Below are 22492 nucleotides of genomic sequence, written 5' to 3'. Positions count from 1 at the left end.
ACCGGCGCGCCGCGCGCCACGCCTCGAGCACGGTGGGCGCGACCGCCGCGCCGCACGGTTCGTGGTGCTTGACGATCACGCAGGCCGTCGAGTCGAAGCTCGCCGCGATCCGCACCGCCGCCTCGAGGTCGAGCAGATTGTTGTAGGAGAGCTCCTTGCCCTCCTTCCAGGCGTCGAGTCGCGCCTTCTCGCCGAGACGCGCGTAGAGCGCGCCGGCCTGGTGCGGATTCTCGCCGTAGCGGAGCGGGCGCACCCGCTCGAGCGCCAGCACGTGAATCGCGGGCGGCTCGTCGGCGCCGGCTTTCCCGGAGCGCCGTTCGAGCTCCCCGGCGATCGCCGCGTCGTAGCTCGCGGTGCGCGCGAACACCGCGAGCGCCCAGCGCCGCCGTTGCTCGAGCGACGGCCCGCCCGCCCGATAGGCGGCGAGCGCCTGGCCGTACTGAGACGGATCGTGCAACGCCACCACGTGCTCGTAGTTCTTGGCGGCGCCGCGCAGCAGCGCCACGCCACCGACGTCGATCTCCTCGACCGCCTGCGGCTCGTCGAGCTTCGAGGCGCGCTCCTCGAACGGATAGAGCGAGACCACCACCAGGTCGATGGGCGCGATCCCCTCGCGCTCGAGCTGCGCCGCGTGCGTGGGATCGTTTCGCCGCGCGAGGATTCCGGCGTGGATCCGCGGATGCAGCGTCTTCACCCGGCCCCCGAGCAACTCGGCCGCGCCGGTGACGCTTTCCACCGGGGTGACCTCGACACCGGCCGCGCGCAGGTGGGTCGCGGTGCCGCCGCTCGCCAACAGCCGCGTGCCGTGCGCCGCCAGCTCGCGCGCCAGTTCGGCGGCGCCGCTCTTGTCGCTGAGTGAGAGCAGCGCGACGCGCGGCCAGCCCGGCTCGATCTCGCGCGTCATGATCGCTCCCTCCGCCGGCCGCGCGTCACGACCGGCACCCCGCTCCCCCGGCTCGGCGCCGCTCATCGCGGCGCCCCGCTCAGGCGGCGGATCGCCTCGAGGTAGCGCTGCTGCGTGCTCGCCACGATGTCAGGCGGCAGTGCGGGCGCCGGCGGCTCGTGGTTCCAGCCGCTGCGATCGAGCCAGTCGCGCACCAGCTGCTTGTCGAAGCTGAGCAGCCGGCCGGCTTCGTATTCGGCGCGGTCCCAGTAGCGCGAGGAGTCGGGAGTCAGCACTTCGTCGATCAGCGTGAGATCGCTGCCGATCCTCCCGAACTCGAACTTGGTGTCGGCCAGCACCAGGCCGCGGCTCCAGGCGTGCTGGCGCGCCTCCTCATAGATCGAGATCGAGCGCTGGCGGAGCGCTTCGGAAGTCGGGCGTCCCACGAATTCGATCATGCGCTCGAACGAGATGTTCTCGTCGTGGCCGACGTCGTTCTTGGTCGCCGGCGTGAAGATCGCGGGCTCGAGTCGCGAGCCGTCCCGCAATCCCGCCGGCAGGCGAATGCCGCACACCGTGCCGCTGGCCTGGTATTCCTTCCAGCCCGAGCCGGTGAGGTAGCCACGCACCACGCACTCGATGTCGATCCGTTGCGCGCGGCGCACCAGCTGGGCGCGGCCGCGCAGCCGCTCGGCGTGAGGCGCGAAGGCGGAAGGGAAGTCGGCGGGATCGTCGCTCACCAGATGATGCGGCGCGGCGTTCGCGAGCCCGCGCATCCAGTAGGCCGAGATCGCCGACAGAATCACACCCTTCCCCGGAATCGGCGTGGGCAGGATCGAGTCGTAGGCCGAGAGCCGGTCGCTGGCCACGATCACCAGGTGATCGGGACCGGCTTCGTAGATGGTGCGCACTTTGCCGTGCCGCCACGGCGTCAGGCCGGGCAGTTCGACGGTGTGGAGCGCCCGGCGTGGGTCGAGCAGCTCGGGAGAAATCTCGATCGGCAGAGTCGATGCGTTCATGCTTGGACCTCCCGCCGCCTCACGGGACGGCGCGGTTGGGTGTGGGCGCACTCGACGCCGGCGCGCCCGACTGGCCGCCGACGTCGAAGTTCTCGAGAAGATACCGCGGAAGCAGCTCCATGCCGGAAATGGACGGCACGTCGATCGGCGCGTAGTTGTCGTAAGGGTCGACCAGCACGAACTGGAGCCCGGCGGCGCGCGCGCCGCGCGCATCGATCGAGAGCAGGTCGCCGACGTAGATCGTGCGCTCCGCCGCGATCCCGAGCCGGTCGATCGCGAAGCGGAAGATCCGAGGGTCGGGTTTCTCGATCCCCACGACTTGAGAATCCACCACGAACTCGAGCCCGGCGCGCACCCCGGACTCGATCAAGTGCTGCTCGGCCCGTCCGTCGGAGTTCGATACCACCGCAATGCGCAGCCCCATCGCCAGCGTGGCATCGAGCGCCGCGCGGGCGCCCTCGAGCGGGCGGCTCCACAGCCCATGGTCCCGATGGCGCGCGAGGAAGCCCGCCACCGCCTGCTCGACGATGGCGCGCGGTACGCCGGCCGCGGCCAGCATGCCTTCGAAATAGGCGTCGGTGTCGCCGCTCGCGCCGAGCGGTGGATGGATCGCGCCCGGGGCCTGCGGATGACCGCGGCTCGCGTCGTAGGCGCGGCGGCCTTCGATCTCGGCGTGACGAAGGGTCGAAGCGTCGAGCGGAAACCCGAGGCTGGTGACCGCTTCGCTCATCCATTCGAAATCGAGCCGCACCAGCGTGCCGCCGGCGTCGAACAACGCCGCCTGGAGTGGCGGCCGGCCGTCCATCGGCGAGTGCGCCGCGCTCAATTCGCCACCCCTCGCACCGGCCATTTGACCGGAGCCAGGCTCCGAAATCCGGCGCCCTCGCCCCACGCGATCCGCGCCCCCTCGCGCCGCCATGGCTCGGTGAGGTAGCGGCGAACGGTGCGCGGATAGAGCAGATGCTCGACGCGATGGATGCGGGTTTCGAGCGACGCCAGGTCGTCCTCCTCGCGTACGCCCACCGAGGCCTGCGCCAGGATCGGTCCGGAATCGAGCCCTTCGTCGACCAGATGCACCGTGCAACCGGTGGCGAGCGCGCCGTGCCGCCAGGCCTGGCCGATCGCGTCCAGGCCGGGGAAGCGCGGGAGCAGCGACGGGTGGATGTTGAGCACGCGGTCGGGATAGGCGTCCAGCAGAATCTCGTGGAGCCGGCGCATGAATCCCGCGAGCAGGATCACCTCGACGCGCCGCTCCCGCAACGCCGTGAGCCATGGCGACTCGTCTTCGAGCCGGGTGCGAAAGCGTCCGACCGGCGGCGTCACCGTCTCGATTCCCCTCCGGCGCGCCCGCTCGATCGCCGGCGCGTCGGCGCGATCGCTGAACAGCGCCCGCAGCTCTCCTCCCAGCTCCTCGGCCTCCGCGGCTGCCGCCAGAGCCTCGAAATTGGTCCCCTGCCCCGAGGCGAAGACCGCGAGGATCGGCGACGAGGAGAGCACGCCGCAATCTAGCAACCGCCCTCATCCGCGGCAAACCGCGAGTCCTGCTCCGAAGATTGCAGTCGGGTGAGGCTCCAATTCCCCATCGCAGCGCCCGTCGAGCCACGTGCGCCGCGATCTCAGCCGATGACCACGGTGGTGCGCGAGAGCGCGACCGCGGTCACGGCAGGCGCGGTGCCGAGATGCCGACCGCGGCCACTCCCTTCGACTCGACGGGGCCGAGCGATGCACGCTCGGTGGTGGGATCGCTCGTCCGCCAATCGAGCCGCTCCACGCCCGCGGCGCTCAGCTCGTACCACTGGGCGCCGTCGAGATCGGTGCGATCGAGCCGGACTCCTGCCGCTTCCAGCCGGGATAGCACCAGCGGCGAGGGATGTCCGTACACGTTGTGGAGGCCGCACGAGATGACGGCGCGCCGTGGATGCGTGCGCTCGAGGAATTGCACGCCCGTGGAGCTCGGCGAGCCATGGTGCCCGACCTTGAGCCAGGCGAGGTCGCCCCCGGCCAGGGATTCCTCGACGAGACTGTCGACGTCGGCGGTGAGGAGCGCGCGCGTCCCCCGGGTTTCGAGCTCGAGCACCAGTCCCGCGTCGTTATCGCTCGAGGTAGCGATCGCGACCAGCGCCGAATCGCCCTCCGGACGAGGAGGCCACAGGACTCGAACCCGGGGAGCGTCGCGCAGCGTGTCGCCGAGCGCCGCGAACTGGAAGCGCGGCGGAAGTCCGGCGAGGCGGGGCGGGCGCCACCACGCCCCGCGACTCCCGGCGCGCGCCCACTCGAATCGCGCCAGCGGCCCCGGCCGCCGGGGCAGTGGCGGCGGTCCGATCAGGCGCGCGATCGGCATCGACGACAGCAGCGCCTCGGCGCCCCCGGTGTGATCGCCGTCGTCGTGAGTCAGAGCCAGCGCGTCGAGCTCTCGGATCGCCGCCCAGCGGAGGAAGGGGCGAATCACGCCCTGCCCGGAATCGAAGCGCGGCGAACGCGGGCCGGTGTCCACCAGCCACCACCCGTCGGCAAGGCCGATCGCGATCGCGTCGCCCTGGCCGACGTCGAGCGCCAGGAGCCAGGCCCTCCCCTCGGGCGGCCGGGGCTCGCGCGCGCTCAAGGCCAGCGCGGCGCTCAGCGCGCAGCACCAGAGCCCGAGCGCGAGTGCGCCAAATCGCGCCGGCGACGTCCCGCCGCGGCGAGATTCGAGGTCGCGGGCGCGACACGCCGCCAGCACCAGCAGCACCGCACCGGCAGCACTCAGCACGGCGACCGCCGGCTCGTGGCCGGTAGCGATCAGCGCCGACGGGAATGAAGCGGCGCGTTCAGTCACCTGGATCAGCGCCCGACTCAAGAGTTCGCAGGCCGAGAAGCCGAGATGTCCCGCACCCGGAAGCAGCGCTTCGAGGGTGACGGCGATCCACGCCGCGGCGAGCAGCAACCCGGAGAGCGGCACCGCCACCAGGTTGGCGAGCGCGCCCGGCCACGACACGCCGTGCGTCCAGGCGATCAGGATCGGCGACGAGACCAGTTGCGCGCAGAGCGTGGCGGCGAGCGGCGCGAGCACTGCGCGGGCCCGCGGCGCCCCCTCGAGCAGAGGCGGCGCGAGCGCCGCCAGGCCGAGCGAGGCCGCGAACGAGAGCTGGAAGCCGAGGTCGCGCGCCCAGCCCGGCGCCATCGCCAGCAGCAGCAACGCGCTCACCCCCAGGCCCTGGATGGGATCCGCCGCGCGCCGTGCGATGCGCGCGCCGCCCAGCCAGCACTCGGAGACTGCGGCGCGCATCAGCGACGGGATCGGCCCCGCGAGTCCGGCATAGAGGAGCGCGGCCAGCGCGCCGGCGGCTCCACGCGCGGCCACGCCACCGCCCGCGCTCGCCACCATCATGCGGGTCGCGGCGGCCAGGGCGCTCACGTGGAGTCCGCTCAACGCCAGCAGGTGGATGAGTCCGGCGGCGCGCAGTCCGGCGTCGAGCGCCGGGGAGAGATCGGAGCGATCGCCGGTCACCAGCGGAAGCACCAGCGACTCGGCGGTCGGACTCAAGCCGGAGTGGAGCCGCGATTCGATGCCGCGCCGCCACCGGGCCAGTGTGGCGCGGATCACCGTGGCCAGGAGCGGCGGGGGAAGCGCGCGCACCGTGAAGGCGCGGGCGTTTGCGAGGATGCCTGCGGCATCGGCCGCGCCGCGCGGATCGAAGCCGCCGGGATTGCGCGGCGGGGAGGGCGGCTCGAGATTCGCCAGGCACTCGAGGCGATCGCCCCATTCAGGGCGGGACTCCTGCGGCAATCGCACCCGCAGGAGCGCTCCGCGCGGCAGCGGCGGCGTCGCGGCGATCACGCGGCCCATCACCGTGACGCGATCGGTGGCGAGATCGGGCGGCGTCACGACCTCGCAGCTCAGCCGATAGAGCCGATCGGTACGCACCTGCCGGCGCGCGTGCTCGAGCCCCTCGTGATGGGCCGCGCCGCGCGTCGCGCCGCCCGCCAGCATCGCCAGCGACAGGAGCAGGTCGGAGACCACGCGACTTGCTCGGCGGACTCTGAACGCCATGGCCACCAGCGCGAGGCCGAGCACGAGCGACACCGCCGCCGGAACGGCCGGACCCATCAGGATTCCGAGCCACAGCGCGACGGCGAGTGGCGCCGCGTTCCTTCCCCCCATGCGCAGGCCCACCGGAAAACGCCGTGCCACGTCGCGCCCGAGCGGCGCAAAGGAAATACGAGCGTGGGCAGCGAAGGAGCGCCCACGCCGTGGGCGGAACTGCGCGCGGAGTGGGCGGCGCTACTTCTTCGGCGTCGGCGTCGCCTGCAGCGCGGGGAGGATCTCGCTGAAGAATTCGTCGCCGGTGGTGGTGGACGAGCTCACGTAGAACAGCGTGCGCCCCTGATCGTCGAGCAGCGTGATCGGGAATACCGCCGAGCCCACCACGCCGCCCGGCGACTTCATCGTCGTCATCTCGTAGCGTCGCCAGGTGCCCTCGGGCTGGCGAACGTGCAGCCACATGTCGCGCACTTCGCCCGGCGTGACGCCGTCGAGGTTGGCGGAGAGCACGGTGGTCTGATCGGGGCTCAGCCGCAGCGGCAGGCCGAGCACCTGGAGCCGGGGCCGATCGGCGGCGAGCCCCAGCTCGAATTTGGCAAAGCGCTGGTTCCCGCCGGGGAGATCGATCACCTGAACCAGCGACTGCTCCCCGCGGCTCTCGACGCGCACGCTGTGCGGACCTCGCGGGAGCTCGAGCGTGAGCGGCGTGACGCCGCGATGCTCGCCATCCACGTAAACGTTCGCGCCGTTCAGGTCTTCGGAGCCCTCGGCATCGGTCCAGCTCGCGCGCACGTCGATGACGCCGGTGGCCGGCGAGGACATGGGCCGCGCCACCACCTGCGCGGTCTCGTTGACGCGCACCTGCACGGTCTGTCCCCACGACTGGAGGCCGGGTCCCGAGAAGTGAAGATCGTGCGCGCCGGGCATCATGCTGTCGACGGTCACCGGCGCGAGCCCGCGGGGCGTCCCATCCACGGTCACCGCCACCGGAATCGAGCTGTCACCCGAATAGACGGAGAGCGATCCCCACAGCCGGGCCTCGAGCGGCACGTGATCCCCGCGCATGCCCTTCACCGTGAACGAGGCGCTTCCCAGATCCGCGAATGAGAGGCTCACGGTGTGAGTTCCGGGTGCCACTTCGAGGGTGGCCGGAGTCCTTCGCACGAGATCCTTTCCGTCCACCGCGATCCACGCACCCGGCGGGTGACTGCTCACTTCGACTTCATAACGCGCGCCGCCGAGCCCCACCGCGCGGAGCAGATGACTGAAGGCGTTGCTCTCCCCCACCTCGCGATCGGTCTGGATTCCGCCCACCATCCATCCGATCAGGAACAGCAGCACCACGAGCGCCCCCCAGGCCCAGGGCCGACTCCACCAGGGACGCACGACGCGCGGCGGCTCGGCGGCCGGCCACTCGGGATGCAGGGGCACGCGCGTTCTTGGGCGTGGCGGGGTGCGGCGAGTTTCGAAGGCCGTTTCCGCGAGCGGATCGGTCGCCATCGGCGGTTCGCTCGCCGGGGCGAGGTCGGCAGGAGAAAGCTCCATCGGTTCCACGAGCGGCTCGACCGGCACGAGGTTCGCCGTCGGAACTGGCGGCGGGATGGAAGCCGCGGGCGGCGGCGCGGGTGGCGGCGCACTGGCGATCGGCGCGGTCGCGATTGGAGACGGCTGCACGGCGGGTGCTGCCGGCGCGACGTTCGCGGGAACCCGAGGCGCGGCTGAAGCCTGCGGCCGCGACGGCGACGATCGCACCGTCACCTTGCCCTGCGGCACGTAGGCGGGCGGCGCTGGCGGCGGCGCCATCGAGCCCGACTCCGCGGGAGGAATCGCGACCGGCGCGGCCGACGGCTGCGGCTGCACCGCGGGTGCAGGCGACAGCGGCACAGGTCCCGTGCTGCGTGGCACGAACATCGAGGGGTTGCGTGCCGTGATCGAACCGGGGAGCGGTGGTGGACCTACCGTCTGACTGCTGGGCTCCCAGGGAGTCACTCCTTCGAGACGGAAGTCCGACAGGCTTCCCACCGGCGGAGCGGATGGCGCGGCCAGCGGAGCGCTCGGCGCGGCCGGCGGAGCGGATGGCGCGGCCAGCGGAGCGCTCGGCGCGGCCAGCGGAGCGGATGGCGCGAGCGGGGGCGTCGCGGCCAGCGGAGCAGGTGCCTGGGGCGCAGTGACCGCGGGAGCCGCCGGCGGCGCGAGCGCCTCGGGCTCGGCCGGAGCAGGGGTCAGCGCTTCGATCACCGGGAGCGGGGTCGGCTCGACGGTCCGCGCGGTCAGCTCCGCCGGCTCGGGACTAGGCGGAACCTGATCGGGCAACGAACCGGCGGCGATCTGCTCTTCGCTCCACTCCGAGATCGCGCCGGCATCCGGGGTCTCTCGAGTGACATCGGCCGCCGGTCGCGGGCGCTGGCGCCGGGTGAGCCAGCCGGTGATGCGATGCCACCAGTTGCCGCTCGGCCGGTGCTGCTGGGATTCGGCGCCCGCTTCCTCGGGCGCCGATTCGCCGTCGTAGACCACGGTCCAATCCGAGCCGGATGGCTCCGCCGGCGTCTCACCGGGGGCGGCGGCGCCCGGCGGCGAGGTCGGCTGATCGGCGAGCGCCTGCGGGGGCGACACGACCGCCACCGGCGTCGGGTCCGGATCGGATTCGGGCACCCAGGCCGCATCCACCGAGGCCGCGATCGGCTGCGTGCCGAAGGGAATATCGAGCCCCATGTGGAGTCGGACGCGATGGCGCGAGTCGATCGCGAGCGAGCGCGCTTCGTTGCCGGCCTGATCGCGGATCCTCACCCACTCCACCGTCACGTGCTGATCATCGAGCCACAGATCGGGAGTCGTCTCTCCCACCCAGCCGAACGCGACCTGTTGAGGCGTTCGCACGAACGCCATCGAGAGTGGAGCGGTTTGCTTCGAGCGGCTCCAGAGCTCGGCATGCGAGAACAGCAGACCGGTGAGGAGATGATGAAGGAGTGCCGGAATCGGGCGAGCGCCGGTGTCGCCAGCGGCGGTCTCGCGAGAGACGGCCACCAGGTCGCGCAACCAGGCTTCGAGCTCGTCGGCATCGAAGCTGGCCGGTGCCCCCAGCAGCACCACCTCGATGCCGGGTCCGCGGACCGATGTGGTCAGGACTTCGCCACGGCCGCGGGCCGAAACCATCCACTGGCGGAGCTCAGTGGTGGCCACATTCATATTGAGGGGTTCCCTCCCCTTGGAACGGGCACGGCAGTGCCTGCACGCGTCAGCGGCACGCTAGCCAAGTGCCGCGCAAGTGTCAATGAGTTACGAACTTGTGGCATAGCTCTTGCGGCCGGAATGGGGTGGTGGCCGGCTAACCTCTCCAGAATCGAGCGGGTCGACTCTTTCCATGGGTCAACCCGCACGGCCCGGCTTGCATCCTGCATGCCGGAGCCGGTAGCTTGCCGCGGTTCGGGCAGGGCCGAGCCTGGGGTCCCGGGAGAGTTCCTTTGACGAAGAAGACGAGACCGATCGTGCTCCTGCTGCTCGCGGCGCTGGCGCTCGCCCCCCTCTGGGCGGGCCCGTCGCGTGCTCAGGTCCTGGCCGCCGCGCCCGCCGATTCGACGCGCGCGCCCCGGCTCGGCGAGCTGCGCTCGGCCTACCAGCGGGCCTGGAAGCTCAAGCACGATGGCCGGCCCGAGCTGGCGCTCCAGGCGGCCATCCAGTCTTTGATCGAGATCGAGGCCGATCTCTCGGCGGATCCCAACGCCACCGAACGTCTCGAACTGGTGGATCTGCAGAGCCGATTCGAGGGCCTGCGCGACGTCGCCCGGCACGACTGGGAATCGCAGCCGCCGGTCGAGCCGGGCAACGAGGCCGACGAGCGCGTGCTCAACGCCCCCGCCGTCGAGGAGCTGCAGCCTCAGTTCAACACGGACGTCTATCGCTGGATCGAGTTCTTCACCGGCAACGGCCGCTCGACCTTCGAGCGCTGGCTCAAGCGCTCCGGCCGCTACATGAGTCTGTTCCGCACCATCCTCCAGCGAGAGGGCCTGCCGCCCGATCTCGTGCACCTGGTGTTCGTGGAGAGCGGCTTCAATCTCAACGCCCGCTCGGTCTCGCACGCGGTCGGCCCGTGGCAATTCGTGCGCTCGAGCGCCCGGCTGTTCGGCCTCGACGTCAACCAGTGGGTGGACGAGCGCAAGGACCCGGAGAAGTCCACGGTGGCCGCCGCCCGCTACCTGAAACACCTGTACTCGATCTTCGGCGACTGGCCGCTGGCGCTGGCTTCGTACAACGCCGGCGAAGGCACCATCCTGCGCGCGATCAAGAGCCAGGGCACCACCAACTACTGGGACCTCAAGCTGCCTCGACAGACCGAGGACTACGTCCCGCAGTTCATGGCGGTACTGGCGATCAGTCGGGATCCGGTCAAGTACGGATTCGACGACGTCGAGCTCGACGACCCGATGGAGTTCGACGAAGTCGCGCTCAAGGGCGCGGTGGATCTGCGCAGCGTGGCGCGGCTCGCCGAGTGCGGCGTGGACGAGCTCAAGGAGCTGAACCCCGCGGTGGTGCGCCACGCGCTGCCCGGCAAGGACGGCATCACCACCGTCCGCGTGCCGCGCGGCAAGGGCGAGCTGATTTCGAGCAAGCTGCAGGCGGGCGCTTCGATTCCGCTGGCCGACGTGACGGTGAGACACCGCGTGCGCAGCGGCGAAACCCTGCAGGCGATCGCGAATCAGTACCATGTCAGCGCTCAGGCCCTCGCACGCGCGAATGGCATCGGCCGCAAGCGTCCGCTCCGCCGAGGGATGGTGCTGGCGGTCCCGGCGTCCCGCGACCTGGATGCGCCGTTGCTGGTGGACGCGAGCGATCCGCGCGCTTCGACCTCGTACGTGCCGCCGCGCGAGCTCAAGGTCCCGGCCCAGCTCTCCGGGCAGTCCACCGCCGAAGGCCGCACCACGCACGTCGTGCATCGCGGCGAGACGCTCGCCTCGATCGCCGATCAATACGGGTGCTCGGCCTCCGACATCCGGCGCTGGAACCATCTGAGCACGACCTACCTCCGCCGCGGCACGCGGCTGAAGATCCGCTCGAGCGCGGCCGACAGCGCCGGTGTCGAGGCCGCCGCCGCCGACAGCGCCCAGATCGCCGGGCTCAAGGCGCCGCCGAAGCGACGCCACCACTCGCGATCGCGCCAGACCAGCGCCATCGCCGACGACGGCTCGCCTCATGTGGTGGTCCAGTCGGGCGACACGCTGTCGGACATCGCCAAGCGACATGGAGTGAGTGTCACGTCGTTGATGCGCGCCAACGGCCTCACCAGCAGCCGGGTTCGCGCCGGGCAGCGTCTCAGGCTGCCGAACGGTTAGACGGCCGATTCGGACGCGCGCCTAGCCGGCGCGCCGCAGCATGACCAGCGTGATGTCATCACTCCGCTGGCCGCCGGCCGTGAACGCTTCGACCTTCTCCACCAGCCCGTCGGCCACTTGCTCGAGGTCGGGCAGCTTCGCCAGCTCGAGCAGGGCATCGCGGATGCGATCGTCGCCGAAGAATTCCTCTCCGTTTCGCGCCTCGGGAATGCCGTCGGTGAACAGCGCGAACAGCGAGCCGGGCTGGAGCTCGATCGAGCGGCTCTCGTACGGGAACTCCGGGAGCACGGCGAGCGGCACGCCGTCCGCAGGCAGCGCGGTGACACCGTTCGGGCCGAGCACCAGCGGCGCATTGTGGCCGGCGTTCACGTAGGTGAGTCGGCCGCTCCCCAGGTCCAGCTCGCCGAGGAACAGCGTCACGAAGTGGCCGGAGTCGGTGCCGCGGTGCACCACCGCGTTGAGCCGGCGCACCAGCTCGCCGACCTCGCCGGCGGCGTCGTAGAGAACGCGTGCCGACGACAGCACCGAGGACATCAGCAGCGCCGCGCCCATTCCCTTTCCTGACACGTCGCCGAGCGCGAAGATCAGGCGGCCGTCCGGGCGCAGGTAGAAATCGTAGAGATCGCCGCCCACTTCGTAGCAGGTGAGCAGGCGCGCCGCGCACTCCCACCCGGCCAGCCCCACCGGCGGGTCGGGCAGCAGGTTCTGCTGGATGCGCGTGGCAGTGGCCAGCTCCTGCGCCATGCGCTGGCTGGCCTGTTCGGCTTCGAGCAGCCGGGCGTTGGTGATCTTCACCGCCGCCATGTTGCCGAGCAGGGTCAGAATCTCGAGTTGCTCCTGCCCGTAGGTGACGGTGAAGTCGGAAGTGTCGGCGTAGAGCACGCCCAGCACCTTCTCGTTGTCGAACAGCGGCACCGCCATCGCCGAATGCACGGCGAGCGCGATGATGCTCTCGCGCGCGGCAAAGCGCGGATCCATCGCGGCATCGGCGGTGATCACCGACGTGCATTCGTTGAGCACGGTGTCGAGGATGGCGCGAGAGATCGCGAGCGGCTGCCGCGCGCTGCCACCGCGGAAGCGACCCGCCATTTGCACCGGCTCGGCGCCCGGTCGATCGCGCAGCAGCAGGATCAGGCGGCTGGCGGGAATCGCCTTCTCGACGAACTTGAGGATCTCCTCGCAGGTTTCATGCAGCGGGCGCGGCAACACCAGCACGCGGCCGGCTTCAGCCAGCACATGGACCAGCCCAGGACTCGCGGCGGTCGAGCCGCTGCGGCCGAGAATGTCGCGCGCGTTGAGCCGGAGCGACGAGCTGACGCCCTGAGAGGGTGTCCACTGGGTCAGTTCCTCGGCGGCCTCCCCCAGCACGCGCAGGATGACGCTGCCGATCTCGAGCAGGTCGGATTCCTGGAGCCGGGTGGGTTGCGGCGCCTCCTGCTGGTTCACGCGTGTCCCGTTGCGGCTGCCGAGGTCGCGGATCCACCAGCCGTCGGCGAGATGGACGATCTCGGCGTGCTCCTTGGAGACGGTCGCGTCGGCGATTTGGATGGCATTGCGCGACGAGCGGCCGATCCCCAGGCGCTCGCCCTGGAGCGGCCAGATGCGCGGCTCGCCATTCACCACCGCCTGCAATCGAAGCGTCATCGAGAAGCTCTCCGGCTTTGCATCATCCGCGACCGCCTCAATGCATGGACTCCGGGCCGTCCACCACGCCGCCGGCCGGGACATCGCCGGCGAACGCCGATTCGGTGACGAACGCGCCGATCCGCGCGTTGCGCCCGACCTTCAGCCGGGCGGGGAGGCGCGCGCCCTTGCCCACCACCAGCAGCCCGCTCGAGAGATGTTCGGGGCAGGCGCGGTTCGGGGTGCGCGCTTCGCCGGAGCCGATCACCGCCTGCTCGCCGACGTGAACCTCCTTGTCGACGATCGCGCGGTCCACCACCGCCTCGCGACCCACGACCGTATCATGCATGACGATGCTGTCGCGCACCGTGGCGCCGCGCGCCACCGTGACGCCCGGGAACAGCACCGAGCGCTCGACGCGGCCGGCGATGCGGCAGCCGTTCGCCACCAGACTCTCGGCGACGCGGCCGCCGTGCTCGAAGCGAACCGGCGCGCGATCGGCGCTCTGCGTGTGGATGATCCAGTCGGGATCGGCGAGATCGAGCGGCGGAGTCTTCGAGAGAAACGCGAGGTTGGCCTCGTAGTAGGAGTCGAGCGTTCCCACGTCCTGCCAGTAGTCGCCGAAGCGATAGGCGTAGACGCCGGCGTCGCGCGCCACCAGGCGCGGCAGCAGGTCCTTGCCGAAGTCGTGGCTCGAACCGGGATCCTCGGCGTCTTCCACCAGCCAGCGGATCAGCGATTCGCGATCGAACAGGTAGACGCCCATCGAGGCGAGCCGCGAGGGCGACGACTTCGGCTTCTCGCGGAATGCGATCACACGCCCGTTGGCGTCGGTTTCGAGGATGCCGAACGAGCTGACCTGCGACTCCGGCACCTCGGTGACCGCCACCGTGACCCCCGCACCCTTCGCGGTGTGGAAGGCGAACAGCACGTTGTAGTCCATCTTGTAGACATGGTCGCCCGACAGGATCAACACCTGATCGGTGCGGCGACGGCGCAGATGGATCAGATTGCGGTAGATCGCGTCGGCGGTGCCCTGATACCAGTCGCTCTCCAGCATACCCAGTGCGGGCTGCAGGATTTGGACCCCGCCGCGATTTCGGTCGAGATCCCAGGGTCTCCCGGTTCCGATGTGCTGATTGAGCGAGGTCGGCCGGTATTGCGTCAGCACGCCGATGTCGAAGATGCCCGAGTTCACGCAGTTCGACAGCGTGAAGTCGATGATCCGGTACTTGCCGCCGAACGGTACCGCCGGCTTGGCGCGCCGTTCGGCGAGCAGGCACAGCCGGCTGCCCACGCCTCCGGCGAGAATGAAGGCGTAGCGCGTGGTCCTCACTCCGACACCTCGTGCCACACCCGGCTCGGGATCACGGTGCCGGCATCCACGGGTCCGTCGCCGAACGAGCCGGGCGTCGCGCCCACTCCCACCATCACCGCGCGCCCGAGCCGCGCGCCCGCCGGCACCACCGCGTCCTTGCCCACCAGGGTCAGGCCCTCGAGCCAGGCGTGCTCCCGGTGCTGGGGAGGTTCTCCGGAGCCGATTTCGGCGCCGGCGCCGACGCGGACGTACTTGTCGAGTATCGCGTGGCGCACGTGCGCGCCACGCTCGATGCGCACGTCACTCATCACCACCGACTCCACCACCTCGGCGCCGGCTTCGACGCTCACGCCGGGCGACAGCACCGAGCGCCGCACGGCGCCCGAGACGCGGCAGCCGTTCGCGACCAGGCTGTCCTCGAGGATCGCGCTCGAGCCGATGCGCACCGGGGGGCGTTCCTCGTCGCGCGTGAGGATGGGCCAGCGCTGGTCGTCCAACACCAACCTCGGCACCGGTGCCACCAGCTCGAGGTTGGCCCGATACAGCGAGCCCACCGTCCCGACGTCCTCCCAGAACCCCTGGAACTCGTGAGCGACGACCCGCCCTCCCGCCTGCAGCATGGGCCGAAGCACATCGAGCACCATGTCCACCGGCTTCGACTGGATCAGCTCGCCGAGCGCCTCGGTGTCGAACAGGTAGATGCCCATCGACGCGAACGGCGTGTCGGCGCGCTCGGGCTTCTCGACCAGGGCGGTGACGCGCCCCTCGCGATCCACGGTGGCCATGCCGAATCGCCGCGTCTGATCGGCCGGCACCCGCGTCACCGCGATGGTGGCCGAGGAGCGGCGCTCGAGATGAGTGGCGAGCAGCGCGCGATAGTCCATGCGATAGACGTGGTCGCCCGAGAGGATCAGCACGCGCTGCGGATGGCGCTCCTCGATGAAATCCCAGTTCTGCGCGATCGCGTCGGCGGTGCCGCGGTACCAGCCGGCGTGACTGCGGGTGAGATAGGGCTGGAGGATGGTGACGCCGCCGCCGCGCCGATCGAGATCCCAGGGCCGGCCGGCGCCGATGTGATCGTGCAGCGAGGTGGGCGCGTGCTGGGTGAGCACCCCGATCCGCTCGCCGCCCGAATGGCAGCAGTTGCTCAGCACGAAGTCGATGACGCGGTACTTGCCGCCGAAGGGCACGGCGCTCACCGCTCGTTCAGCGGTCAGCACCCCGAGGCGCTCGCCCCCGCCCCCCGACAGCACCAGCATCATGGTGTGGCGCACGGCTTCCCCCCGGAGCGCCGCGACGCACTCGGCGGCGGAACTCGAAGCCGGCAGGTTATGTAGCGATTCGCGCTAGGTCAAGAACCGGCGGAGCCGCGCCTCGGATCGTGGAGCGCAAGGCGCGTGAGCGCGAGGAGCAAGACGGATTCCTCGAGATACTTCGTCGCGGGGAGCGACCGAGCCTCGCCGCGATCGCCGATCGGAGGCGCTGCCTTCCCGGTTACCAGCTCCAGCCAATCGAAATCAGCTGGGAAGGATCGAACGACGTGTCGCTCGGGAAGTCGGGATTGTCGGACGCGAAGAAGCGCGTGATCGACACGGCGTAGTCGGCGCCGAACTGCTTGTAGCGAACGCCGGCCCCCAGGGTGAGATCCTTGCCGTAGGCGCCCGCGCGCAGCGCCACCATGTTCGCGTACCAGTACTCGAGGCCGGTGCGGATGTCCCAGGTCTGCCCGCCCAGCGAGATCTCGCTGTCCAGGCTGCGGCGTTCGAACCCCCACGCCAGGTCGAATCCCCAGGTGATCGCGTGCCGCGGCGCGGGGAAGAAGTTGACGCCGATGCCGGTGTCGAGCGTGGGCGATATCTGCTCGTGCGTGCCATTGCTCCAGGCGATGTACGTGGTGGTGAGATCGTGGGCGGATGCGCTGAGCGTGATGGCGTCGGTGGGCATGTAGAGGAGGCCGCCGTCGAGCCCGGCGCCCCACGAGGTCACGTGCTGGCCGGGAATCGTGTCGGGGATGCTGCTGTGAACGAACTTGAGGTTGAGCCCGTAGGCCCAGTGAGGGCCGTGCTGTCGCGCGTACGAGATCATGCCGGCGGCGTCGTAGCTGCTAGCCATGAAGATGCGATCGGGCGGGATCAGCAGGCGCTCGCCCACCTCCCACTTCCCGTCGCCTTCGCCGAAGTCGAAGGTTCCCGGCTGGCCGTCGGCCCCGTAGTCGAGGAACTCGCCGGGCTTGAGATCGCCGGGGCGCGGAGTGACGGGAATGTCGTCGGTGGACAGCCGGATCAGCGTGACGCCGAGCGCGGCCTTCTTTCCGGTCTCGCCGCCGAGCGGCATCACGCCGCCGAGATAGTCGTGCACCAGCAGGTCGCCGAATCGCCAGTCGTGCTGCGCCGTGACTTCCCGGTAGGGCAGGTAGACCATTCCTGCGGGGTTCCAGTAGGGCGCCGAGGCGTCGTCGGCGACCGCCGTGAAGCCGCCGCCCATGCCGATCGCGCGGGCGCCGACCGGAATCTTGAGGAATTCACCGGCGTATTTCGTGGCCTGGGCCGGGCGGCTGCCGAGGAGGGAGACGATCAGGACGAGCGGCAGCGCGGAGCGTAGGTGCTTCATATTTCCTCGGGTTCTCTCCCCTCCGGCCGGACGAGAGACCCTAGGAGTCCCTCATCTCAGCTGTCAACCGTCCGCGGAATGGGCTTCCACTCCGGCAGACTCACTTCTCCGATCGGCCGGCCGATACGCCACTCGCCTCGATTGCGAATCAGCTCGGCGGCGGTCTTGAACACCTGCTCGCCGCCCCCGCCGAGCGGAACGAAGCGCACTTCGTACGTGACCATCACCCGGCCACTCTCGACCGGCAGCGAACGCACGTTCGCGAGGCGCAGCGCGGTCGTCGGCGGCAGGAACCACAAGCTGCCGGGCGACGGCAGATCGCGCCCGGGTTCGATCAGGCATTCCTCGGCCGTGAAATCGTCATCGTTCCGCAGCGCCTGCCAGTAGGTATCCAGCGTGGCGCCGGGAGAGCGGAACCTCGGGTCCGCCCGCCAGGGCTCCCCGGTCCCGAGCAACATGAGCGTCACCAGTGCCGCCAAGATCCACTGGAGAACTCCCGGCCGCCGGGCAGGCGACAACACCGGCTCCGGCGTGACGGGGCCCACGCTTCCTACCCCGCTTGCGGGCGGAAGCGTTCCAGTTTCTGGTGGGGAGATTCGCGGCGGAACACGATCGAGCTGCAAACCGGGCCTCGGACCTCCGGTTCCAGACGGACCGGAGCGAGGAGCTTCCGTGCGTGAGCGCGCCCGCTGACCGCGCGCACAGGCCACCCTTGCCTGCATGACAAACGGAACACGCCCCCATGCGCAGGAATCGTTCCCGCAGGCGGACCGAGGCTCGGGATTTTCGACGCTCGCGCGTCACCTCAACGCTAGTACTGCAATGCCCAGCACTTCAAGAGGTTGGGCGCCGGCGCCTGAACCGCTCGAATGGCCGCTCCGTGGCGGCGGTCCGCGGCGCGCCGCGGCGGCGGCGCTTCGAGGGGCCAGCGGCTGAGGGCCTGCGCCCGGGACGTGGCGGATTTGCCCCGCTCGGCCGCTCGTCTCCCCGGCGCCAGGGTCGCTGCGGGCGGGGTTCGAATGGCCGCTGCCGGGGTCCGCGAGCGCGTCTGCGGGGACCGCCCGCGGGCGCCTCGAGCGGGCCAGGCCGGCGGCCATCTCGCCGAGCGGGGCGTGGAGCGAGGGGCCGCCTACCCGCTTCCCGCCCACTGCGCCCGAGACGCGGGCGGCGCTCGCCGCGGGAGCGGCTCTCGAGTTTCGCCCGACCCTCAACGCGGGAGCGACCCTCGAATCGCGGGCGGCGCTCGTCGCGGGGCCGGCTCTCGAATTGCGGGCGGCGCTCATCGCGGGAGCCGCTCTCGAGTTTCGCCCGACCCTCATCGCGGGGCCGGCTTTCGAATCGCGGGCGGCGCTCCTCGACGGCGTGAAATCTCCGGCGCGGTCGAGCGCGATCGCGCTCGAAGCTGCGCCGCCCCGTGAACTGCGAGCCTCTCGACCCCCGCAGCTGCGGCCTCGCCGAGGCGGCCCGCAAGGCCGCCACCTCTTCATCGGACAGCTCGCGCCACAGGCCGCGCGTCAGATCGCCGAGCTTGAGCGGCCCATAGCCGTAGCGATGGAGCCGCCTCACCGTGAGCCCGACCGCCTCGCACATGCGGCGCACCTGGCGCTGTCGCCCCTCGTGAAGCGCCAGCTCGATCACCGCCTCGCCGGAATCCGAGTCGCGCAACCACACCTGGGCGGGCGAGCTGACGATTCCGGGCTCGAACTCGACGCCGTTCTGGAGCCGCGCCAGCTCGCGCTCGTTCGGCGCACGATCCACGTGAACGCGATAGCGCTTGGCGACGCCGTAGCGCGGATGCATGAGATGGTGGGCGAGCTCGCCGTCGTTGGTGAGCAGCAGAAGTCCGCTGGTGTCGGCGTCGAGGCGCCCGACCGGAAAGAGCCGCGGACCCGGCGGCAGCAGATCGCGGAGCGAGCGCCGGCCTTCCGGATCGCTGAGGGTCGAGATCACGCCGACCGGTTTGTGGAGCATGTAGTAGCGAGCGGGCGCCGGGCCGGGCAGCGGACGGCCCTCGACCTCGATCCGGTCCCGTTGGGGCTCGATCGCGCGCCCCGGCTCGGTGACCACCTCGCCGTTGACGCGCACCTTGCCCGCCTGGATGAGCGCGTCGCACTTGCGCCGCGCGCCGATGCCGCGCGAGGCAAGCAACTTGTTGAGGCGCACCGATGACCTCAGGGCTCGAGTTCCGCGGCCAGCGGAGGAGGCGACGCCGACTCGGCCTCGTCGTTCTCCGCCGCGCTCGGGGACTCGTTCTCGAGCTCCTCGAGCGGCTCCACTTCATGGCGCAGGAAGCCGCTCCCGGCGGCCTCTCCGGCGGCGAGATCGGTGGCGACCTGCGAGACGACCTCCAGTTCCATCATGTCGAGCTGCTCGGGCTCGCGCGCCGCGACCAGCGCCCGAAGCTCCTCGGGCCGCGGCAGCTCGCTGAGGTCCTTGAGCCCGAAGTAGTCGAGGAATTCCTGGGTCGTGCCGTAAAGCAGCGGCCGGCCGACCACCTTCGAGCGACCGCGAATCGTGACCAGGGTGCGCTCGAGCAGGGTGCCGAGCACGGCGCTCGAATCCACGCCGCGAATGGATTCGACCTCGGTTTTCGTCACCGGCTGCTTGTAAGCGATGATCGCCATGGTCTCGAGCGCGGCGCGCGAGAGCCGCATCCGCTTCTTGCCGCGCAGCAGCCGGCCGACCCACTCGGACTGAGCGGCGGTGGTCACCAGCATGTGGCCGCCCGCGATCTCGCGCAGCTCGATGCCGGCATCACGCGCCGCGTAGTCCTCGCCGAGCTTCTGGAGCGCCGCCGCCACCTCTTCGGGCGCGGCCTCGAGCGACTCGCAGAGCAGGCTCAGCGGGAGAGGCTGATCCGATGAGAACAGCAGCGCTTCAGTTGCCGCCAGCAGGTTCGACGGTGGCATGGGTCTCACTTCCTTCCTCGGCCCGGGACAGCAGCGTGATGTCGGCGAAGTTCTCGGCCTGCACCACACGCACCTGCCCGAGCTTGATGAGTTCCAGCAGGGCCATGAAGGTGACGATCATCTCGGCGCGCACCCGGCAGCGCAGCAGCAGCTCGGTGAACGAGAGCTGACCGCGCTCGGCCACCAGGCTCGCGATCAGCGACATCTTCTCCTCGACGTCGTAGATCTCGCCCTGGACCTCGTACACCACCGGCTCGGGGACGCGCGACATCACGCGGTTCAAGGCATCGAGCAGGTCGAACAGCGACGCCGGCGCCAGCGGCAGCGGCCCCATCTCGTCGTCGCCGGGCACCATGCCCCGCTCGAACAGGAGCCGCCGCTCCTCCTCGCGCGACTTGAGGGTGGTGGCGGCCTCCTTGTACTGGCGGTACTCGACCAGCCGCTGCACCAGCTCCTCGCGCGGATCCCCTTCCTCTTCCTCCTCGCCCATCGCCGGCAGAGGCAGCAGCATCTTGGCCTTGATGCGCATCAGCGTCGCCGCCATCACCAGGAACTCGCCGGCCACGTCGAGATCGAGCGCGCGCATCAGCTCGATGTAGGCCAGGTATTGCTGCGTGATGTGCGAGATCGGAATGTCGTAGATGTCGATCTCGTCACGTTTGATGAGATGCAGCAGCAGATCGAGCGGCCCCTCGAACCGGGCGAGCTTGACGGTCACGGTATTGCGGGGCGCGGGAGCTTCGGAGTTCGACTCGTTCATCGGGTCCGCTCTCCCACCGGGGCGCTCAGCTTCATTGCCTCGCGCACCTTCGACATGGTCTCGGCCGCGACCCGATGCGCGCGCGCATTGCCGTCGGCGATGATCTCGCGCACCAGGTCCGGGTCGGCTTCGTACTTCGCGCGGCGCTCGCGAATCGGCGCGAGCGCGGCGCTCAGGATCCCGCTCAGGTCCCGCTTGTCGGGCACGCACGCCAGCTCGCCCGCCCGGCAACGCCGCGCGATGTCCTGCGCGTTCGCGGCGTTGAACTTGCGATGGTACTCCCACACCACGCAGCCCGGATGGCCGTCGGCGGGATCGGCTTCGGGGCGGCCCGGGTCGTTGGCGCGGATCTTCTTCGGATCGGTGTAGGCCTGCTTCACCCGGGCGGCGATCGCGTCCGGGGAGTCGGCGAGCAGGATGGTGTTGCCCACCGACTTGCTCATGCGCTGCCCGTCCAGCCCGCGCAGGCGTGGAAACGCCGTGAGCTGCGGCTCGGGTTCGGGAAACACCGGATCGCGATCGCGGCAGTACACGAAGTTGAAGCGCCGCGCGATCTCGCGAGTCAGCTCGACGTGCGGCACCTGGTCCTCGCCCACCGGCACGTGGGTGGCGCGGTAGAGGAGGATATCGGCGGCCTGCAGCACCGAATAGCCGAGGTGTCCGTACGAAATCGTCTGTTCGTCGAGATGCAGGTCGCGAATCTGCTCCTTCAGCGTGGGAATCCGCTCGAGTCGCGCCTTGCTCACCAGCATCGAGAACAGCAGATGCAGCTCGGCATGCTCCTTCACCGCCGATTGAACGAAGATCACGCTTCGTTTGGGATCGATCCCGGCCGCGAGCCAGTCCACCACCATCTCGTGGATGTCGGACTGAAGCCGCGAGGTGTCTTCGTAGCCGGTGGTGAGCATGTGCCAGTCGGCCACCATGTGGAAGTTTTCCCAGCCCTCGTCCTGCAGGCGCACCCAGTTCTCGAGCGCTCCGACAAAATTGCCGAGATGCAGTCGTCCGGTGGGCCGCATGCCTGAAAGGATCCGGCCGCGGCTCACAGCGTCAGCTCCCTCGCCGGGACGCCCCACAGCTCGAGCAGAGCCTTCGAGATGGCGAGCACCGGCCTGCGCAGCACGACCTCCGACACTTGCGGCGACGAGAGCGCCACCAGGATCAACAGGATGCCGAGGAGGCGGAACTGCTGGAGCAGCAGGATCTGCCGGAGTCTCAGGAATCGCATCAGCACCCACGAACCGTCGAGAGGCGGAATCGGAATCAGGTTGAAGAGCCCGATCGTGACGTTCCAGAGGACCCCCGCCAGCCCGATCGTCGCCAGCGGCGAGGCCCACGCCGCCCAGGCCGAGCGGCCGGCGGAAGCCGGTTCTGGCGCCACGCGAACCAGACCGGCGAACAGCAAGGCCAGCAGAAAGTTGGAGGCCGGCCCCGCCAGCGCCACCTTGACCGGATCGTTGCGCAGATCGCGCAGCCGGCTGTGGTCCACCGGAACCGGCTTCGCCCAGCCGAACACGAACGGCGCCCGCACCAGCACCAGCAGGCCGGGAAGCAGGAGCGATCCCACCGGATCGAGGTGGGCGAACGGCATGAGTGTCAGGCGGCCCCGATCTCGCGCGGTCGTGTCACCGCACCACAGAGCCACCAGCCCGTGGGCGCATTCGTGCACCACGACGCTGAATACCAGGACGGGCAGCAGCAAGAGCAGCTGCGGATCGAAATGCAAGCGCGGGCTCCGGGTGGGTGAGATGCACCGCGTCGCAGACTATCGGGATTGCCGGGCCGAATCAAGACTCGGCGCTTCAAGTGGCGCTTGAAGCGCGAGGTTGCTCTCGCTCCAGACCGCCGGTACCGTGACCCCGATGGGGAGCCGCGCACGACCCGAGGACCTGCTCGATCACGAGCTGCCCGATCTGGAGCTGGCGAGCTCGGACGGTGGGCCGTTCCGCCTGCGCGGGCGGGTGGGACTCGGCCCGCTGGTGCTGTTCTTCTATCTCCGCAATGGAACTCCCGGCTGAGTGA

Annotated in this window: 18 protein-coding genes; 2 read left to right on the top strand and 16 right to left on the bottom strand. The window is 70.2% G+C overall.

Features of this window, described 5'->3' with window-relative positions:
* The 6 genes from VMJ70_14910 to VMJ70_14885 form a co-directional block, all read right to left on the bottom strand.
* Positions 1 to 904 (bottom strand): hypothetical protein (locus VMJ70_14910; GenBank protein HTO92419.1); only part of this gene is annotated, 904 nt, incomplete at its 3' end.
* A gap of 62 nt (positions 905 to 966) precedes the next feature.
* Positions 967 to 1902, bottom strand: a complete 936-nt coding sequence (locus VMJ70_14905; protein HTO92418.1) for a phosphoribosylaminoimidazolesuccinocarboxamide synthase — start codon at positions 1900 to 1902, stop codon at positions 967 to 969.
* A gap of 19 nt (positions 1903 to 1921) precedes the next feature.
* Positions 1922 to 2728: an HAD family hydrolase gene (locus VMJ70_14900; protein HTO92417.1), complete on the bottom strand. Its 807-nt coding sequence runs from the start codon at positions 2726 to 2728 to the stop codon at positions 1922 to 1924.
* On the bottom strand, positions 2725 to 3399 hold the full coding sequence (gene purN / locus VMJ70_14895; GenBank protein HTO92416.1) for a phosphoribosylglycinamide formyltransferase: 675 nt from the start codon (positions 3397 to 3399) through the stop codon (positions 2725 to 2727). Before purN ends, VMJ70_14900 begins: the two co-directional genes overlap by 4 nt.
* A gap of 160 nt (positions 3400 to 3559) precedes the next feature.
* On the bottom strand, positions 3560 to 6073 hold the full coding sequence (locus VMJ70_14890; protein ID HTO92415.1) for a DNA internalization-related competence protein ComEC/Rec2: 2514 nt from the start codon (positions 6071 to 6073) through the stop codon (positions 3560 to 3562).
* Between the two features lie 90 nt (positions 6074 to 6163).
* Positions 6164 to 9103 (bottom strand): PEGA domain-containing protein, encoded by a 2940-nt coding sequence (locus VMJ70_14885; GenBank protein HTO92414.1) that lies wholly within the window; start codon positions 9101 to 9103, stop codon positions 6164 to 6166.
* A 305-nt stretch (positions 9104 to 9408) separates the two neighbouring features.
* Here VMJ70_14885 and VMJ70_14880 point away from each other — a divergent pair, with 305 nt between their 5' ends.
* Complete coding sequence (locus VMJ70_14880) at positions 9409 to 11250, top strand: LysM peptidoglycan-binding domain-containing protein (protein ID HTO92413.1); 1842 nt, start codon at positions 9409 to 9411, stop codon at positions 11248 to 11250.
* A gap of 21 nt (positions 11251 to 11271) precedes the next feature.
* On the opposite strand, the gene VMJ70_14875 is transcribed toward VMJ70_14880, so the two are convergent.
* The 10 genes from VMJ70_14875 to VMJ70_14830 all read right to left on the bottom strand — a co-directional run bounded on the left by VMJ70_14875 (position 11272) and on the right by VMJ70_14830 (position 22196).
* Positions 11272 to 12894 carry a SpoIIE family protein phosphatase gene (locus tag VMJ70_14875; protein ID HTO92412.1) on the bottom strand — a complete coding sequence of 541 codons (1623 nt, stop codon included), beginning with the start codon at positions 12892 to 12894 and terminating at the stop codon, positions 11272 to 11274.
* 37 nt (positions 12895 to 12931) lie between these two features.
* Complete coding sequence (glgC, locus tag VMJ70_14870) at positions 12932 to 14209, bottom strand: glucose-1-phosphate adenylyltransferase (GenBank protein ID HTO92411.1); 1278 nt, start codon at positions 14207 to 14209, stop codon at positions 12932 to 12934.
* The gene (locus VMJ70_14865; protein HTO92410.1) at positions 14206 to 15465 is read right to left on the bottom strand and encodes a glucose-1-phosphate adenylyltransferase family protein; all 1260 of its coding nucleotides are present in this window, start codon (positions 15463 to 15465) and stop codon (positions 14206 to 14208) included. Before VMJ70_14865 ends, glgC begins: the two co-directional genes overlap by 4 nt.
* A 220-nt stretch (positions 15466 to 15685) precedes the next feature.
* Positions 15686 to 16801, bottom strand: coding sequence for a UPF0164 family protein (locus VMJ70_14860; protein ID HTO92409.1), 1116 nt, complete (start codon positions 16799 to 16801; stop codon positions 15686 to 15688).
* Between the two features lie 56 nt (positions 16802 to 16857).
* Positions 16858 to 17268, bottom strand: coding sequence for a hypothetical protein (locus VMJ70_14855; protein HTO92408.1), 411 nt, complete (start codon positions 17266 to 17268; stop codon positions 16858 to 16860).
* Between the two features lie 367 nt (positions 17269 to 17635).
* Complete coding sequence (locus tag VMJ70_14850; GenBank protein HTO92407.1) at positions 17636 to 18964, bottom strand: pseudouridine synthase; 1329 nt, start codon at positions 18962 to 18964, stop codon at positions 17636 to 17638.
* An 8-nt stretch (positions 18965 to 18972) separates the two neighbouring features.
* The gene (gene scpB, locus VMJ70_14845; GenBank protein ID HTO92406.1) at positions 18973 to 19710 is read right to left on the bottom strand and encodes an SMC-Scp complex subunit ScpB; all 738 of its coding nucleotides are present in this window, start codon (positions 19708 to 19710) and stop codon (positions 18973 to 18975) included.
* A complete protein-coding gene (locus tag VMJ70_14840) occupies positions 19679 to 20470 on the bottom strand; it encodes a segregation/condensation protein A (GenBank protein HTO92405.1) in 792 nt (263 codons plus the stop codon). The genes scpB and VMJ70_14840 overlap by 32 nt, the downstream gene beginning before the upstream one ends.
* A complete protein-coding gene (gene trpS / locus VMJ70_14835) occupies positions 20467 to 21516 on the bottom strand; it encodes a tryptophan--tRNA ligase (GenBank protein HTO92404.1) in 1050 nt (349 codons plus the stop codon). Before trpS ends, VMJ70_14840 begins: the two co-directional genes overlap by 4 nt.
* A complete protein-coding gene (locus VMJ70_14830) occupies positions 21513 to 22196 on the bottom strand; it encodes a site-2 protease family protein (GenBank protein ID HTO92403.1) in 684 nt (227 codons plus the stop codon). Before VMJ70_14830 ends, trpS begins: the two co-directional genes overlap by 4 nt.
* Positions 22197 to 22296: 100 nt before the next feature.
* Here VMJ70_14830 and VMJ70_14825 point away from each other — a divergent pair, with 100 nt between their 5' ends.
* Positions 22297 to 22488, top strand: a complete 192-nt coding sequence (locus tag VMJ70_14825; protein HTO92402.1) for a hypothetical protein — start codon at positions 22297 to 22299, stop codon at positions 22486 to 22488.
* The last annotated feature ends 4 nt before the right edge of the window (positions 22489 to 22492 follow it).

Origin of the sequence: Candidatus Sulfotelmatobacter sp., assembly GCA_035498555.1 — a bacterium.
Lineage (GTDB): Bacteria > Eisenbacteria > RBG-16-71-46 > RBG-16-71-46 > RBG-16-71-46 > DATKAB01.
The sequence above is the reverse complement of the archived record's forward strand: the minus strand, read 5'-3'. Positions and strand labels throughout refer to the sequence as shown.

Coding starts and splice junctions, on each gene's coding strand:
- scpB (HTO92406.1), bottom strand. CDS start 19,710: ATGCCACCGTCGAACCTGCTGGCGGCAACTGAAGCGCTGCTGTTCTCA.
- VMJ70_14905 (HTO92418.1), bottom strand. CDS start 1,902: ATGAACGCATCGACTCTGCCGATCGAGATTTCTCCCGAGCTGCTCGAC.
- VMJ70_14840 (HTO92405.1), bottom strand. CDS start 20,470: ATGAACGAGTCGAACTCCGAAGCTCCCGCGCCCCGCAATACCGTGACC.
- VMJ70_14860 (HTO92409.1), bottom strand. CDS start 16,801: ATGAAGCACCTACGCTCCGCGCTGCCGCTCGTCCTGATCGTCTCCCTC.
- VMJ70_14875 (HTO92412.1), bottom strand. CDS start 12,894: ATGACGCTTCGATTGCAGGCGGTGGTGAATGGCGAGCCGCGCATCTGG.